Genomic DNA, 14,169 nt, shown 5'->3' with positions numbered 1-14,169 from the left:
CTTTTGTCTTCTAGTCGAAAACTAACAATTTTTTGGTTGTACGAGGCACGAAAACCGGAGTTTAGCCTTAGCTAAATAGCCTGTCCCGCAGTTTGCGGGAAGGATTTTCGGGACGAAGTGTAAGCAAAAAAGTGTCCCGGTGCACCGGGACAGACCGATTACTAAAGTCCCAACACGCTCTCATTGAGGAAGTCAGAGCTTACCCCGCATTCCTGCGGGGTTCATAAAGCGTTGATTTGCAATAGGAACGAGCTCCAAACATGCTCTAAGGTTTAGAATAGCATATTTATTGCTTGATCATCTTCTTCGTACTGATGATCTCATTGTTTTTATCCCTCAGCGTTACGTAGTAAATTCCTGGAATAAGGTTTGAAATGTCAATGGAATTAGATGTAACCCGCGTAGGCTTCATCACTTGTTTACCGGTAAGATCGGAGATCATAACGGTAGTGGGATTGGTTCCGTTGAAATCAAAGTTGAGTTGATCCCTAACAGGATTGGGGAAAATACCTATTCTTTGATCGATCGGCACCTCGCCTGTGCTGGTCATCACTCCTGGCTGAACTATATCATCAAAGAAGTGAGGAGTAGGTGCCGCAGGTACTGAGCCAATGTTGAAGAAAATTACTACCACCGTAGCGGTTTCGCCCTCAGCAGCAGTGCCAGCAAAATCCTGGCAGATTTGTACCCATTCCCCGGTGGTAGTTACATCGATCGGTGGTGGCTCAAAATTAAGACCTGTCGCAGGGTTTTCTACCTTAATCGTAAGGGTTGCCGCTTCGCTTACCCAAACACTAGCGCACAGCTCCGTCTGACCGCTGGTCAGTTCGACTGGTTCTTCCGGATTGAAGAACATGCCCATCCAGGGTTCTCCTTCGTTTGGCTCCAGGTACTGACCAATGCTATCACTGGGATTGATACCAGATTTATCTGGGTTTTCAATCACACTAAAGAGGGGGTCTCCCGTCCAGGCATCCGCTCCAAAGGGCGTGAAACCAAGGTTGCCTTCCTCAAAATCAACCAGTACCTTTTGGGAAAAGCCCAGGCTGGCTGTGAGCATAAAGGCCATAAACAATAGTAGTTGTTTATTCATGTTTAATGTTTTGAATGGTTTATAAAAAAACCTCGCCTCGCTTACCTTAATAGCAAAGATACGTTTGGCAAGGCTTGTTTTATTGATGAGAAACAATATACGGATTAATGTTTGAATTTCAATTATTCATCACTTTGCTTTTTCAATCCGTTATTACAATGTTTGGTGCGATAGAGGTGCTTGTTCGGAGATGCATTCGAATAGCTTCTGTACTCTATACCGTGTAACTACCCTGCCCGCTGTGGGCTTCATAGTCGAGGATACCTTGATTCCTGAGGCAAGGTTTGCACATCGATCTCGGTAAGCTTCAATGCGGCAGAAGTAGTACTGGTTTGGCAGGAATATACTGCAAGCAATAAAATTGGGGCTGTGAAAATTACAGGAGACCGTATTTTCCAGCATTGGGTTTAGCAAAGTTAGCCTAATGATCTATTGCCCAGCATCTATTTTCATATTCTTGACAGTCTCGTCCAGCCATTTATAGAACTCCCTTTGCCAGACCAAGCTGTTTTGCGGTAAAAGCACCCAATGGTTTTCATCCGGAAAAAGTAAAAGTTTTGATTTTATACCTTGCAGTTGGGCTGCCTGAAAAGCTTCCAATCCCTGTCCAATAGGTACTCTGAAATCTTTTCCCCCCTGAATAATCATAATTGGGGTATCCCATTGGTCAACAAAACTTACCGGATTAAACTCGGCATACGCCTTCTGAGCAGCAGCATTTGCTTTGTCCCAATAAGCTCCACCAAGATCCCAATTCACAAAAAACAGTTCTTCAGTGGTACCATACATGGACCTCCAGTTAAAGATGCCATCGTGGGAGATGAAGGATTTAAATCTGCCTTCATGCCTCGAAGCCAGGTAAAAAACAGAGTAGCCCCCGTAGCTTGCTCCAATACACCCCAATCTATCTTGATCTACATAAGGCTCTTTTGCCACATCATCAATTGCAGAAAGGTAGTCGTCCATATTTTGCCCACCGTAATCTTTGGAGATTTGCTCATTCCATTCAACGCCGTAACCAGGCATACCTCTTCTGTTGGGGGCAACAATGATGTAGCCATTAGCAGCCATCAGTTGAAAATTCCACCGGAAAGAATAAAACTGAGATAATGCACCCTGAGGTCCACCCTGACAATAAAGAAGCGTGGGGTATTCTTTAGTGGGGTCAAAATCTGGTGGATAAATTACCCAGGTGACCATATCTTTTCCGTCTGTTGTTTTGACGATCCGCTTATCTATTTTAGACATTTTGATGTCTTTGTAGATGTCGTCATTTGCAGTAGACAGCTGCTTCATTTCCCCCGTTTCAATATGCAGATTGTAAATCTCTGTAGCGTGATTCATGTCTCTTCGGTACACGATCAAATGGTCTCCAATTTGGCCTGTAATTCCATTTACGTCAAATTGACCTTCAGAAATTTGTTGAGGCTTTGACTTCGTTTTTGTATCGGTAGGAACATCAATCTGGAAAGCATGGACGGTCCCACCGACCGGGGCGTTAAAGAATATTTTCGATCCATCTTCACTCCATACAAAGCCATTGACCGTCCCGTCCCAGTCTTCAGTTAGGTTCACATCCTCTGAGGATAGCCTGACGATGATATCATTTTTATCAGATTCATACCCGTCTCTTTTCATTCGCAACCAGGCGAGGGTGCCTTTGGACGAAAATGCAGGATGGGTATCGTAACCTTTATTATCTGCCGTAAGGTTGGTGGTTTGCCGGGTTTCCAGGTTGTACTCAAAGATATCCGAATTGGTACTCACCGCATACTCGACGCCCGTTAACTTTTTAGTGACGTACAATACTTTTTTGGAATCGGGGCTCCAGATATAGTCTTCCTCACCACCAAACGGCTTTTGCGGGCAATCAAAAGGCTCCCCTTCCATCAAATCGATATCGCTACCCTGAGGGTCCGTAATGGATTTTAAAAAAACATGGCTGTAAGCCCCATCTTCCCAGGTATCCCAATGTCTGTAGTTGAGTTGGTCGTATATGAGGACATTTGAATGAGGTACATCGCTATAGTGGTCAGTGCCACTTACACTCTGGAGTTTGACTTCTTTTGTAATTAACTTCCATTTGCCATCTGGAGAAACCTTTTTATCTGTTACCTGATCTCCAATTTCTTCTAAGGATTGCAGGTCTCCTCCGTTTACAGAAACAGAAAATAGTTTACTGGAGCGTTCATTCGTTTTCAGGTCGTAGGTTGAGGTTTTGTAAATCACCCGACTGCCATCATTGCTTAAGCCCACAGCAGAAACCCTGTTCAGTTCAATGAGTTGCTCCGGTGTCATTACCCTGGATTGGCTGGTCCCAAGCGTTACCATACAAATGGAGCAGAGTGACAATATCAAAAGCTTCTTCATGATCCGTATTCTTTAGGTTTGGACCGTGAAGTTAAGCATTTGACTCGAACCTTCGTGAAGGGCTATCGCATTGTTCACCTTCCCCTGGTCCACTCAGCGCCGGAAAATATTCAGATCATACGAGCCATACTTCTTGCGCATGTAATCTGTAGTAATGAGAATCCGGTCTTTGGGCAGCTCGTATTTGGCCATTTCGTTTCCTTTTTTCAGGTAATGCCTGAAAAAAAGAGTAGTGTCGGAAGGAGTGGAGGGCGGATGGATCAATGCGCAAAAGAACCTTGCCATCGGAGATTTCCCATGTGTTATAACCTGCTAAAATTTAAAAACAAATTTTAAATTTAGTAAGTGGTTAATTTATGATCTACCGAAGTATATCTCAAAAATTATTGGAGAGTCTGACCTGGTCACTCGCAGCAGGCAGGGTTGCCGCACCATTTGCTCCGAATATACGATTATGAGCAGTTACTGAGCCACCCTGCTGTCGGAAACTCATGGGAGGTTTTCGTTATCGAACAAATTATTCGGGAAAGCCCGGAGTTTTCTGGCTTTTTCTTTTGCCGAACGCGCTCCGGGGCAGAGATCGACTTACTGATACTCCGCCCTGACGGTAAGCGATGGGGTATTGAAATCAAATTTTCAAACGCTCCTAAGGTAAGCAAAGGCTTCTATTATAGTTTGGAGTACATTCAGGCTGATCGTGGCTTCATCATTACCCCTCGCAGCGAAACCTATCCACATAAAGGAGCGGAAGTCGGTAGTTTAGACTGGTTTTTACGTGAAGTAGTAAAATGAAACACCGTATAATTGCAGGTTGTTGAAGTGGACGCCCACCCGTTTACAGCCGGTACATTACCCGACGCTCATGCTGCCGTTCATTAGCAGCACCTCGGTTTTACATTTCATACTGTTTTCTGTTTGTTTCACACTACCACCCCAAATCCACCATCATCCGCACAAACACATTCCGCCCCGGGCTCACCGGCGCGCTGCCGGTGCCCCCGCTGTGCGCCCCGCCGCTCGCTGCGCCCTGTATGTTGGCCCGCCGTACATCGAGTAGGTTGCGGGCACCCAGCGTCAGGTCGATGCGCTCTTTCCAGAAGGATTTGGTGAGGGTAAAGTCTGCCATCGTAAAGCCATCTTGTAGGCGCTGACCGGCGATGGTGTTGCCCTCCGCATCCGTGGTGGGGAAGAAATTGACCTGCCGGTCATTGACGCGCACGAAAAGAGAAGCGCTCAGGCCTGCCTTCAGCCAGCGGTAGGTGGCGCTGCTGCTGTACTCCATGGCGTAGGTGAATTCATCCAGCTGTGGCAAGTCTTCGCTCGCCGGATTGTAGTAGCCGATGGTGGAGGCATTAGCGCTCAGTTCCAGCCGGGGCGTGCTGTAGCTGAGCGAGAAGTTGACGCCCTGCGTTTTGTACACCGCCTGATTGAAGTAAGCAAAGCGCAGGGTAGAGGTGTCAATCGCCGGGGCGATGCCTTCGTCGGTCTCGATGTACTCAAACAGCTCAATCTTATCGCGGATGTCGTTGTAGAAGCCTTTGATTTTGCCCTTGAGGCGCCAGTCGTCCCCGCGCTGCTCGTAGAACAGGCCTAGCTGCAGATTGTCCGAGCGCTCCGCCCGTAGGTTCGGGTTGCCGAGGATGAAGTGGTTGATATCGATAAATTCGAAAAACAACTCCTTCAAGTCCGGGCTGCGGAAGCCTTGGCTGTAGGAGCCGCGTAGGGCCCACTGCTCATTCAGCCGGTACTTCAGGTGGAAGGAAGGCACGAGCGGGGCTTCGTAGCGGGTATTGTAAGCGTAGCGCAGCCCGGCTTCTGCGGTCAGCGCTTCCCATGGCTGATAGCGCAGGCTGCCGAATGCCGCGTAGTCGCCAATTTGCGAAAAGCCTTCCCGGCTGCTCAAGCTGTCTTGTATGCGTAGGCCCGTCGCGTCATCGTACCGCAGGTCCACGCCTACCTGAAAATTCAGTGGGCTGTCGGCGTACTGACTGGCGAAGGTGGCGCGCAGCATGGCACCGGAGAAGCGGGCGGTGTCCTGCATGCCGGGTACTTCAAGCTGCTCGTTTTCCTCAAAATTAGTGCGCAGGGTGCGCTTGTAGCGGCGGAATTGGTTGTAGCCGGTGGTGGCTTGCAGGTAGTAGTTTTTCCCGACTTGCCCTTCGTACGCCAGGCTGTGGTTGATGCGCCGGGTCAGGTAAAAGTCGTCAAAGGCGTAGGGCTTGAACTGCGGGCGGCGGATGTTGCCGAGATTCTGCACTTCTTCATCGAAGAAGCTGCCTGTGTAAAACAGCTTGCGTTTATCGTCCAGCCGGTAGCCGAGGTAGGCATCCGCAAACCACTGCTCCCTGGGGTTCCAAAGCACGGAGCGGAGGCTGTCGTTTTCACTAAAGCCGCCGAACACATCGTAGCCGCCGTTGAGGCGCAGGGTAAGATCATCGGTCAGGCGGGCACCGAAGGCAGCAGCGTAGCGGTTCTCGCCCCGGGCTTCCACCTGACTCGTGAGGTTCAGGTCGTAGCGGTCGAGCTGCGATTTTTTGGTGATCAGGTTGATGACGCCGCCCAGGGCATCCGTACCGTAGCTGACCGACATCGGGCCCTCTACGATCTCCACCCGCTCAATGTTGTTGAGGTTGAGCTGACTGAGGTCGATATTGCCATCCTGCCGACCGATCACCGGCACGCCGTCCACCATAATTTTGACATTCTGCCCGTCGATACCCAGCAGGCTCATGCTGCTGCCCAGCACCATATCCTGCCGGATGCGGATGTTGGCTTCCTGCTGCAGCAGCTGTTCCAGATTGGTAGCGCCCCGCTGCTCAATCACTTCCTCCCGTATGGTGATCACATCGTGCACGGCGTTGCGGCTGTCGGTGGGCGCGTACTGCGCCGTCACGATTACATCATGCAACTGCAGCGCCCAAAGCGATGAATCGGGTGGCAGCGAAGCTTGGCTATGCAGCGGGGTGCAAGTACCAATCGTAATGAAGAAACAACAAACAAAAAATATCGTCCTCATGTGCTCTTGTAGGTTACTTCGCGATTGCTTGACCATCGAACATTATCCATTTGCTCTTCTTTTCTTCAGGTAAGTGTGACACCTACGGCGTCAATTAAAAGATGAAAGCTGTTTTTACGGATAGTCGACCCCATTGGGGTCGTACAATAGTAACTCAAACTTAAATAGTGGCTTCGACTCCAGCGGACCTGCCTGCCATGCGCAAGCAGGCAGGGTCGAACTTCTCATCTATAATCTCCCGCCAGCTTTCCAGCTCCGGAATGCCGGGCTTGCGCTTGCCAAAGAAGTACACGATGAGCTCACCCTGCGCATCGTACACTTCCAGGCCGGTAACGATGCCATCCTTGGTCGGCTTTTTCACCACCCAGCTCTCCGCGATGCCCTCCAGGTTGAGGTGCAGGTTGAAGTCCGGGTCCATCACATTGAACCACTGCTCCATCGGGATCAGCTTTTTCACCGGTCCGGTATGGATTTGGATGCAGCCGGGACTGTTGATGAAGACCATAATCGGCACTTCATTTTCTGCCGCCGCTTCCAGCACTTTAACCACCGCTTCGTTGGGTACCTTTTGGGTAAAGCCTTCCGGCGCCAGGCGCAGGGCCTGTGTTCGTTGCAGCTCGTACTTTTTCAGCAGGGGGAAGAAATCATGCGTGTCCTGCAGCTTGCGCCATTCTTCCTGAAAAGCGGCCACGTCGATTTCCGAGTCCGGGATCACCGTAGGCGCTGCTTGCGGGCTATGGTCTACGGTTGCAGGCGTACCTTGGTCTTCCGCCCGGTACTTGTTGACTAATGCATCATAGGCGGCTTGGTCCGATTTATTGGTCAGGTATATTTTATGGACTGCCGTACCGCGTTGATTGAAAAACTGCAAGCTGTGCAGCACTTTGCCCCGGCTGGGCACTTCCACCGCATAGCCGTATTCCCATTCCCACATGAACAGCCGCAGGTCGATGTCCGGATTTACCGCTACGCCCATTTTGCCATCGTGCATAAAGGAGACGTTGTGGTATACGCCTTTGCGTTCATGCACAACGTATTCATTGCGCGTAAGCGCCATCACGTGGCCCAGGCTTTCCACCTCCTGCAGCAGGCTCTGCCAGCCTCCGCTGAGGCGCGTGGCGGTGCTGCCCAATTGCAGCTCGAGCAATTCCATTTCGCTTACGCCCAGTGCCTCTGCTGCATTGCGGATGCGCAATTTGGGCTGTTCTGACTTCAGCGCTTCATATCGCGCCTGTAGTTCCGGATTAATGCTTGTTGTTGTCTTCATGGTATAGCTGTTTCTTCATTTTGAAAAAGATCCACCGCCGTAGGGCAGGTGAGAATATGTGGCAAGGCTTCTCCCGGCGTCCGCACCACCCGGGCTTTAAGCCCAAATCCCTGTGCAATCCCCTCGGGGGTGAGCACCGTTTCGGGTGGGCCGCTTTTCAGCAAATGCCCGCCGCGCAGCAGCACTACCCGGTCGGCGTACTGCATCGCCAGGTTGAGGTCGTGCAGGATCGTGAGTATGCCAAGGCCTGCCTCGTTCGCCAGCTTTCGCAAAAGGCTGAGCAGTTGCTGCTTTTGCGCAATATCCTGACTGGCGGTGGGCTCATCGAGCAGTAAAAAACGCTCACCGGACTCGCTCTCCCGGTGCACTTGCGCCAGTACCCGCGCCAGCTGCGCCCGCTGTTGTTCTCCACCGGAAAGCGTGCGGATGTCCCGGTCGTCATACCCGCTCAGTCCCACCTGTTTGAGGCAAAGCCGGGCAATCTCCCGGGTGCGCCCGCCCGGTTCCTGCCCCTGATACGGATAGCGCCCCATTTCCACCAGGTCGATCACGGGCATGGAGAAGGGCAGTTGGACTGATTGGCTGAGCACAGCCCGGACTTTTGCCAACCCGGCAGCCGGCCAGTCTGCCAAAATTTTGCTGTTGATGCTTACCGCACCTTCATCCGGCGTAATCTCTCCCGCCACGGCTTTCAGCAGGGTCGACTTCCCGGCCCCGTTGGCACCGATGAGCGCCACCAGTTCTCCGGCACGTACCTGTACCCCTGCTTTCCGCAAAATCCAGCGGCCCGATTTCCGTACCCCGATGTGGTTTGCTTCGATCATAAGCTGCGTTTGGTTTTGAGCAATAGCCAGATAAAAAACGGCGCACCGAGCAGAGCCGTCAGGATGCCAATTGGCAATTCAGCGGGTGCAATCAGCGTGCGGGCTGCGGTATCCGCCCAGACCATCAACAATCCGCCGAGCAGGGCGGAGCCCAAGAGCAAACTGCGGTGGCGCGGCCCCTGTATCAGCCGTACCAGGTGAGGGACGACCAGCGCCACGAAGGCAATCACCCCACTCACCGCCACGCAAGCCCCTACAATCAGGGCGGCGCAGCCGATGACGATCCATTTGGTGCGCTGCGTATTCACGCCGGTGTAGGCCGCTTCCCGCTCGCCCAGCAGCAGCAGGTCGAGTTGGCTCGACTGTCGCCAGAGGATAAAGGCAGGCAGGAGTACCAACGGCACCAGCAGCGCGAGCATCTGCCAGTTGGCGCCGCCCAGGCTGCCCAGTGTCCAGAAGGTGATATCGCGCAGCTCATCCTCATCGGAGAAGTAGGTCATCAGCCCGGTAAGGGCACCGCCCAGGGCTGTGATGGCCACGCCCGCCAGCAGCATCGTCACTACGGAAGTATAGCCTTTGCTGCTCGCCAGCCAGTAGACCAGGAAGGTGGTCAGCAGGCTGCCGGTGAACGCCATTACGGTGACTGTAGCGTAGCCCAGCCAGCTGCCAATCACGCCCAGAACGGAGGCGGAAAACAAAATGCCTGCTACCGCAAACACCATCGCCCCGCTCGTCACGCCAATCAGCGTCGGGTCGGCCAGTGGATTGCGGAAGAGCCCCTGCACCGCGGCCCCGGCAATAGCGAGCCCACCGCCTACGAACACACTCAGCAGGATGCGGGGCAGGCGGATGTCCCAGACCAGATAGCTCAGGGTCTGTGGCAAGCCGGCTTCCAGACCAAACAACTGTTCGCCCATCACCAGCCCGACCTGCTGTACCGGCAGGCTGTACGCCCCGATCAGCAGGGCGCAGAGCGCAGAAATGACCAGCAACAGCGTCAGCACAGGAGGCGACAGCAAACGGGAAAGGGAACGGTATTTGGGCAGGCTTTGTATCATGATTTCTTAATTCAGCGTGTAGGCATCCGGCAACGCTTGCAGGCGCCCGGATAAGTCCGCTGCTGCACGGGCAGCCCGTGGCGTGAAGCCCAGCAGGTATAAACCTTCCATCCCAATGATATGGCCCTGCTGCCCCGCCGGTGTTTGCGCCAGACCGGGGATTTGCAACAGGCCTTCCACGCCGCCCAGGCTCTGCAAGCCGCTGTCGAACAGCAGCAATACCTCGGGCTGTGCCTCCATCAGGCCTTCTGCGGATAGGGCGCGGAAGCCTTCGAAGGAGGAGATAGCATTCTGCCCGCCCGCCAGCTCAATCATTGCGGAAGCGGCGGTGTTTTTCCCCGCCACCATTAGGCTGCCCTTACCGCGTGCGTAGATGAAAAGCACTTTGGGGATGCCCTCCATCGTCTGCCGGGCTTGCTGCAACTTGGCTTTGTCGGCTTCGTAGGTTTTCCGCAGGCTTTCGAGTTCCTCGTTTAGCCCCAGCTTTTTACCGATCTGTTCAGCTTGCGCCAGGGGTTTGTCCAGTGTGAAGGAGCCGTCGAGCCAAAGGACTTCCACCCCGGCGGTTTCCAGTTGCTGCAGGGCAGCGGAGGCTTCATCCGTCCGCTCCGCCAACACCAGGTCGGGCTGCAGGCTGAGCAGCGCTTCCACGTTGAGCTGACGCACGTGCCCCAGTTTAGGCAATTGGGTTAACTGCTCTGCGGGGTAAGTACTCGTCACGTCAACGCCTACGATTTTATCGCCCTGCTCCAGCTCATAAAGCAGTTCTGTGACGCTGCCGGAAAGGGAGACGAGGCGCTTATAGGAAGCCTCTTGTGTGGCTTGTTCGGTCGCGGACGGGGCGTTTTGACAAGCATTCAGGCTTAGCCCCAGGGCAAGCATGCCCAGAAAATGGATTATAAACCGGTTCATGGGGCTACGATTAAGGGTTGAGAGATCGGCGCGGTGCCGGGCGTTTGTACCTGTAGCCAGTAGCTGCCGGCGGGCAGGTGGCTGACCGGGAGGCTGACCGTTTGAAAACCGGCAGGCTCTTCACTTACCGCCGACCAAACGGACTGTCCGGTAGCATTGAACACATTCAGCTGTACCGGGGCGGCTTGCTTTAGCGTCAGTGCAACGGTAGCCCTCTCCCTGGCAGGATTAGGAAATACACTCAGGTCTTCAAACAGGGTATGATTAACAGTATTGACGACGCCCATATTGGTTTCCTGAAAGACGATATTGCCGGTGCTCGACCCTTCAAAGTCGACAAAGAAGAGCTTCCAGACTTCTCCATTAGCTGCCTTGACAAAATAGACGCGGTCGGCAGGCAGTGCCCAGGAAAAGGTGCCCAGGTCAAAGTTCTTCCAGTCATGGCCGATGATATCGAGGTCGGTGCTCAGGGAATCTTCGTACCCTTCGAAGGTAACGGTAGCAGGGTCGATGCCATCGATCTGTGCGATCTCCACGCCAGGACCGGAAAGGGTACCGGTGAGGAGATAGTTGAGGGTACTCCCTTCATTATCATCCAATGGGGTGGAGTAGCGGGTGAAAAGTAAGTCCCATTCGCCAGCCTTAGGGATGAAGTCCACCACAGCATTACTACTGAATGACCAGTATACCAAATCGTTATCCGGAAAGTCCGCTTTGTTAAGGGTATGCGACTGTTCATCGCTGCCGTTCAGATTCGCATAGCGAAAATGATAGGTGGTACCGTCCAGGCTGCTGATTTCCAGTTTTTTGAAAGTCTCATTGCGCAGTTTGAGCACAAAAAGGGCTTGCCCCTCGACAGACTGCGTAGCCGGATTGTATTGCCCCCAGCCATAGTCCAGCGGATTGCCGGGGTCGCGCATTTGGTTGAAAGCACCTCCGTTGGTCCAGTTGGTTTCATCATTGAGGAGCCGTTCGCCCAGCTGCGTGAGGTCGATATTGTCGGCGAATTCAGCACCGGGGATCAGGAATAATTCCAGCTCCGTGCCTTCCAGCCCGGCCGCTTCATTGATAAAAATGCCGGCATCCTGCGGGCCCTGTGCAGTAAAGGCAATGTCCCAGGCATTGTGCTCGAGACTGATGCTCTCTTCATTCCCAAATTTAAAATAAGTGGATAAGGTATAATTCGGCCCACAGGTGACTTCCCGAAACTGCTGCGCATTCAGGCTTAACGCAACGGCGATCAGGCCGAGGAGGAGTAAAGGTGTTCGCATGGCTTTTATTTAGACTAGATTTAAATAAATTGACTTCTGCAAAGTAAGCACATGCCCGGGAAGGGTTCAATACCGTTTGTTAGGCAAAATGCGGCCTTAAAAATTTTAGGTAGAGGTTACCTAAAACAGGGTAATGAGCTAAACAGCTTACCTAATTCCGGGTAACAGGTAACCTGTCTACCAGCATGTGCAACCTCATTGCCAACGGGAACGGCAGGGGCTTCCCACCTTTGCAAAGCGACAAAACAAAAAGACTGATGAAGAAAGTAATCCTCCTTGTTTGGGTATCGATGCTATCCCTGCTGAGCCTTGCGCAGCCTCCGGAGAAGAACCTGCCCCCGGAGCACTTGCAAATCCGCTACGAGCCGCAGTGGTGGCCCGACCGTATCTTGCTCACGCCTGCTACAGACCCTGCCACCTCAGTAACGGTAACCTGGCGCACTAGGGCGGAGGTGCGGACAGCTTCTGCAGAGATCGCGCTGGCAGATCCTTCTCCCGAGTTTGACGAGTATGAAAAGGATTATCAGGCAGAAACTGAGCTGTTGGTTTCCGAGTTTGCCCGGGCGGCCTATCATAAGGTCACCTTTACGGACCTCCAACCGGCCACTCTGTATGCTTACCGGGTAGGTGCAGGCGATTATTGGAGCGAGTGGGTGCAGTTCCGCACAGCCGCGGCCGGTCCGGAACCTTTCACCTTTTTGTACCTGGGCGATGCCCAAAACGATCTGCATGAGCATTGGTCAAGAGCGATACGTGCCGCCTACCGGGAAGCACCACAGGCGGATTGGGTACTGCACGCCGGAGACCTTATCAATCACAGCCAAAACGACTACGAGTGGGGCGAATGGTTTCAGGCGGGCGGCTTTATTCACTGCTCTATGCCGGTGGTGGTGCCTCCGGGCAACCACGAATACATCAAAAATGCCGAAAAGCGCAAGGTAGGCATCTCCCCGTTTTGGGGCGCACAGTTCAACTTCCCGGACAACGGGCCGGAAGGGCTGGAAGACCGGTGCTTCTATGTGGACTATCAGGGCGCAAGGATCATTTCTATGGATTCGAATGCTGATTTTGAAGGACAAGCGGAATGGCTTGCTGACGTGCTCGAAGATAACTCCAACCGGTGGACGATTGTCACCTTTCACCATCCGGTTATTTCTCCTTCCGGCGACCGGCAGTGCGATGAGGTACAGCAGCTTTGGAAACCCCTGCTTGATCAGCATCAGGTAGACCTCGTGCTGCAGGGGCACGATCACTCCTACGCCCGCGGGCAGGGGCTGATTACCGGTACGAATCCATTTGAGGAGGCTTCAAAGACCGTTTATGTGGTTTCGGTAAGCGGCCCCAAGATGTACAGCATCACTGAACAGGACTGGATGGACCGGGCTGCTGAGAATACACAGCTGTATCAGGTAGTTGAGGTGGGCCAGGATGAAATCCGCTACAAGGCCTTCATGGTAGACGGGGCGCTCTACGATGCTTTTGAGATCCATAAGCGGGATGGGAAACCGAATAAAGTTAAGGAATTGAAGATCAGCCATAAAAACAGGCGCCGATTTGAAAATACCTTGTCTGACCCGGATGAGCGATAAGAAAGTGGAAAAAAATCGCGCAGGTTACGAACCCGCCGAACAGTAAATTGTCTTTTTGATAGTAATACTATTGATAAAAAAAGTTAAACTAATCTAAACACGATGAAGTACACGTTTTTCACTTTCGCGATGCTGATTGGTAGCCTGTTTATTGCTCAGGCACAGGACAATGCCCCCAAGACACTTTTTGGTAACGGTGGCGGAGGTGCCGAAATCGGATTTTACGTAGCGCCGGGCTATCAGCTCACACAAGCTGCCGGTCAAACGGTACATAGCCTTCAGGGCAGCGCCGGTGTGATTTTCAACAAGCGTTTCTCTCTGGGCGCGGCTTTCTTTGCTTCTGCAAATGAATTCACACCTGATGTAGAAATGGACGACCGCCTCTACCTTGATCTCCGCTACGGTGGCCTGCGCGCTGAGTACATCCTGAACCCGGACAACCTTGTACACTTTAGCTTTCCACTGACTATCGGTGGGGGAGAAGCCTCAATGGACTATAAAGGCGACCTGGACTTTAACGATGACCCCTTCGGCGAAGACTATTTTTTCTTCGTAGAGCCGGGCGTACAGGCTGAAGTTAACCTGATCAAAAATGCACGCTTGTTTGCGGGGGCGTCTTACCGCTTTACCTCAGGTCTGGATTACGAATACAATAATCCGGGCAATGAGCTGGTCAATATTGAAAGCAGCGACATCAACGGGCTCGCCCTGAACGTGGGCATCCGTTTTGGGCTGTTCTAAGATAGTGTATTTAGTGAATGATAATGCA

The 14,169-nt window shown here is 52.6% G+C and carries 11 protein-coding genes; 3 read left to right on the top strand and 8 right to left on the bottom strand.

Annotated elements, in window-relative coordinates:
- Positions 1–286: 286 nt before the first annotated feature.
- Together RIC19_RS04840 and RIC19_RS04835 are read right to left on the bottom strand one after the other, a co-directional pair.
- On the bottom strand, positions 287–1,093 hold the full coding sequence (locus tag RIC19_RS04840; protein ID WP_350177165.1) for a T9SS type A sorting domain-containing protein: 807 nt from the start codon (positions 1,091–1,093) through the stop codon (positions 287–289).
- A 429-nt stretch (positions 1,094–1,522) separates the two neighbouring features.
- The gene (locus RIC19_RS04835; protein WP_350177164.1) at positions 1,523–3,463 is read right to left on the bottom strand and encodes a S9 family peptidase; all 1,941 of its coding nucleotides are present in this window, start codon (positions 3,461–3,463) and stop codon (positions 1,523–1,525) included.
- Between the two features lie 423 nt (positions 3,464–3,886).
- Between RIC19_RS04835 and RIC19_RS04830 the strand changes: the two genes are divergently transcribed.
- Positions 3,887–4,255: a DUF4143 domain-containing protein gene (locus RIC19_RS04830; protein ID WP_350177163.1), complete on the top strand. Its 369-nt coding sequence runs from the start codon at positions 3,887–3,889 to the stop codon at positions 4,253–4,255.
- Positions 4,256–4,388: 133 nt separating this feature from the next.
- Here the strand turns inward: RIC19_RS04830 and RIC19_RS04825 are convergent, their stop codons facing one another.
- The 6 genes from RIC19_RS04825 to RIC19_RS04800 all read right to left on the bottom strand — a co-directional run bounded on the left by RIC19_RS04825 (position 4,389) and on the right by RIC19_RS04800 (position 11,811).
- Positions 4,389–6,479, bottom strand: coding sequence for a TonB-dependent receptor plug domain-containing protein (locus RIC19_RS04825; RefSeq protein ID WP_350177162.1), 2,091 nt, complete (start codon positions 6,477–6,479; stop codon positions 4,389–4,391).
- Between the two features lie 160 nt (positions 6,480–6,639).
- Positions 6,640–7,746: a hemin-degrading factor gene (locus tag RIC19_RS04820; RefSeq protein WP_350177161.1), complete on the bottom strand. Its 1,107-nt coding sequence runs from the start codon at positions 7,744–7,746 to the stop codon at positions 6,640–6,642.
- Positions 7,743–8,570 carry a heme ABC transporter ATP-binding protein gene (locus RIC19_RS04815; protein WP_350177160.1) on the bottom strand — a complete coding sequence of 276 codons (828 nt, stop codon included), beginning with the start codon at positions 8,568–8,570 and terminating at the stop codon, positions 7,743–7,745. The genes RIC19_RS04820 and RIC19_RS04815 overlap by 4 nt, the downstream gene beginning before the upstream one ends.
- Positions 8,567–9,628: a FecCD family ABC transporter permease gene (locus RIC19_RS04810; protein ID WP_350177159.1), complete on the bottom strand. Its 1,062-nt coding sequence runs from the start codon at positions 9,626–9,628 to the stop codon at positions 8,567–8,569. Before RIC19_RS04810 ends, RIC19_RS04815 begins: the two co-directional genes overlap by 4 nt.
- Before the next feature lie 6 nt (positions 9,629–9,634).
- Entirely contained in the window at positions 9,635–10,540 is a 906-nt protein-coding gene (locus tag RIC19_RS04805; protein ID WP_350177158.1) for a heme/hemin ABC transporter substrate-binding protein, read from the bottom strand.
- Positions 10,537–11,811: a T9SS type A sorting domain-containing protein gene (locus tag RIC19_RS04800; protein WP_350177157.1), complete on the bottom strand. Its 1,275-nt coding sequence runs from the start codon at positions 11,809–11,811 to the stop codon at positions 10,537–10,539. Before RIC19_RS04800 ends, RIC19_RS04805 begins: the two co-directional genes overlap by 4 nt.
- Before the next feature lie 257 nt (positions 11,812–12,068).
- Here RIC19_RS04800 and RIC19_RS04795 point away from each other — a divergent pair, with 257 nt between their 5' ends.
- The gene (locus tag RIC19_RS04795) at positions 12,069–13,400 is read left to right on the top strand and encodes a purple acid phosphatase family protein (protein ID WP_350177156.1); all 1,332 of its coding nucleotides are present in this window, start codon (positions 12,069–12,071) and stop codon (positions 13,398–13,400) included.
- A gap of 102 nt (positions 13,401–13,502) precedes the next feature.
- Positions 13,503–14,141, top strand: coding sequence for a hypothetical protein (locus tag RIC19_RS04790; RefSeq protein ID WP_350177155.1), 639 nt, complete (start codon positions 13,503–13,505; stop codon positions 14,139–14,141).
- The last annotated feature ends 28 nt before the right edge of the window (positions 14,142–14,169 follow it).

The sequence above is a fragment of the Phaeodactylibacter sp. genome (genome assembly GCF_040219495.1).
Lineage (GTDB): Bacteria > Bacteroidota > Bacteroidia > Chitinophagales > Saprospiraceae > Phaeodactylibacter.
The sequence above is the reverse complement of the archived record's forward strand: the minus strand, read 5'-3'. Positions and strand labels throughout refer to the sequence as shown.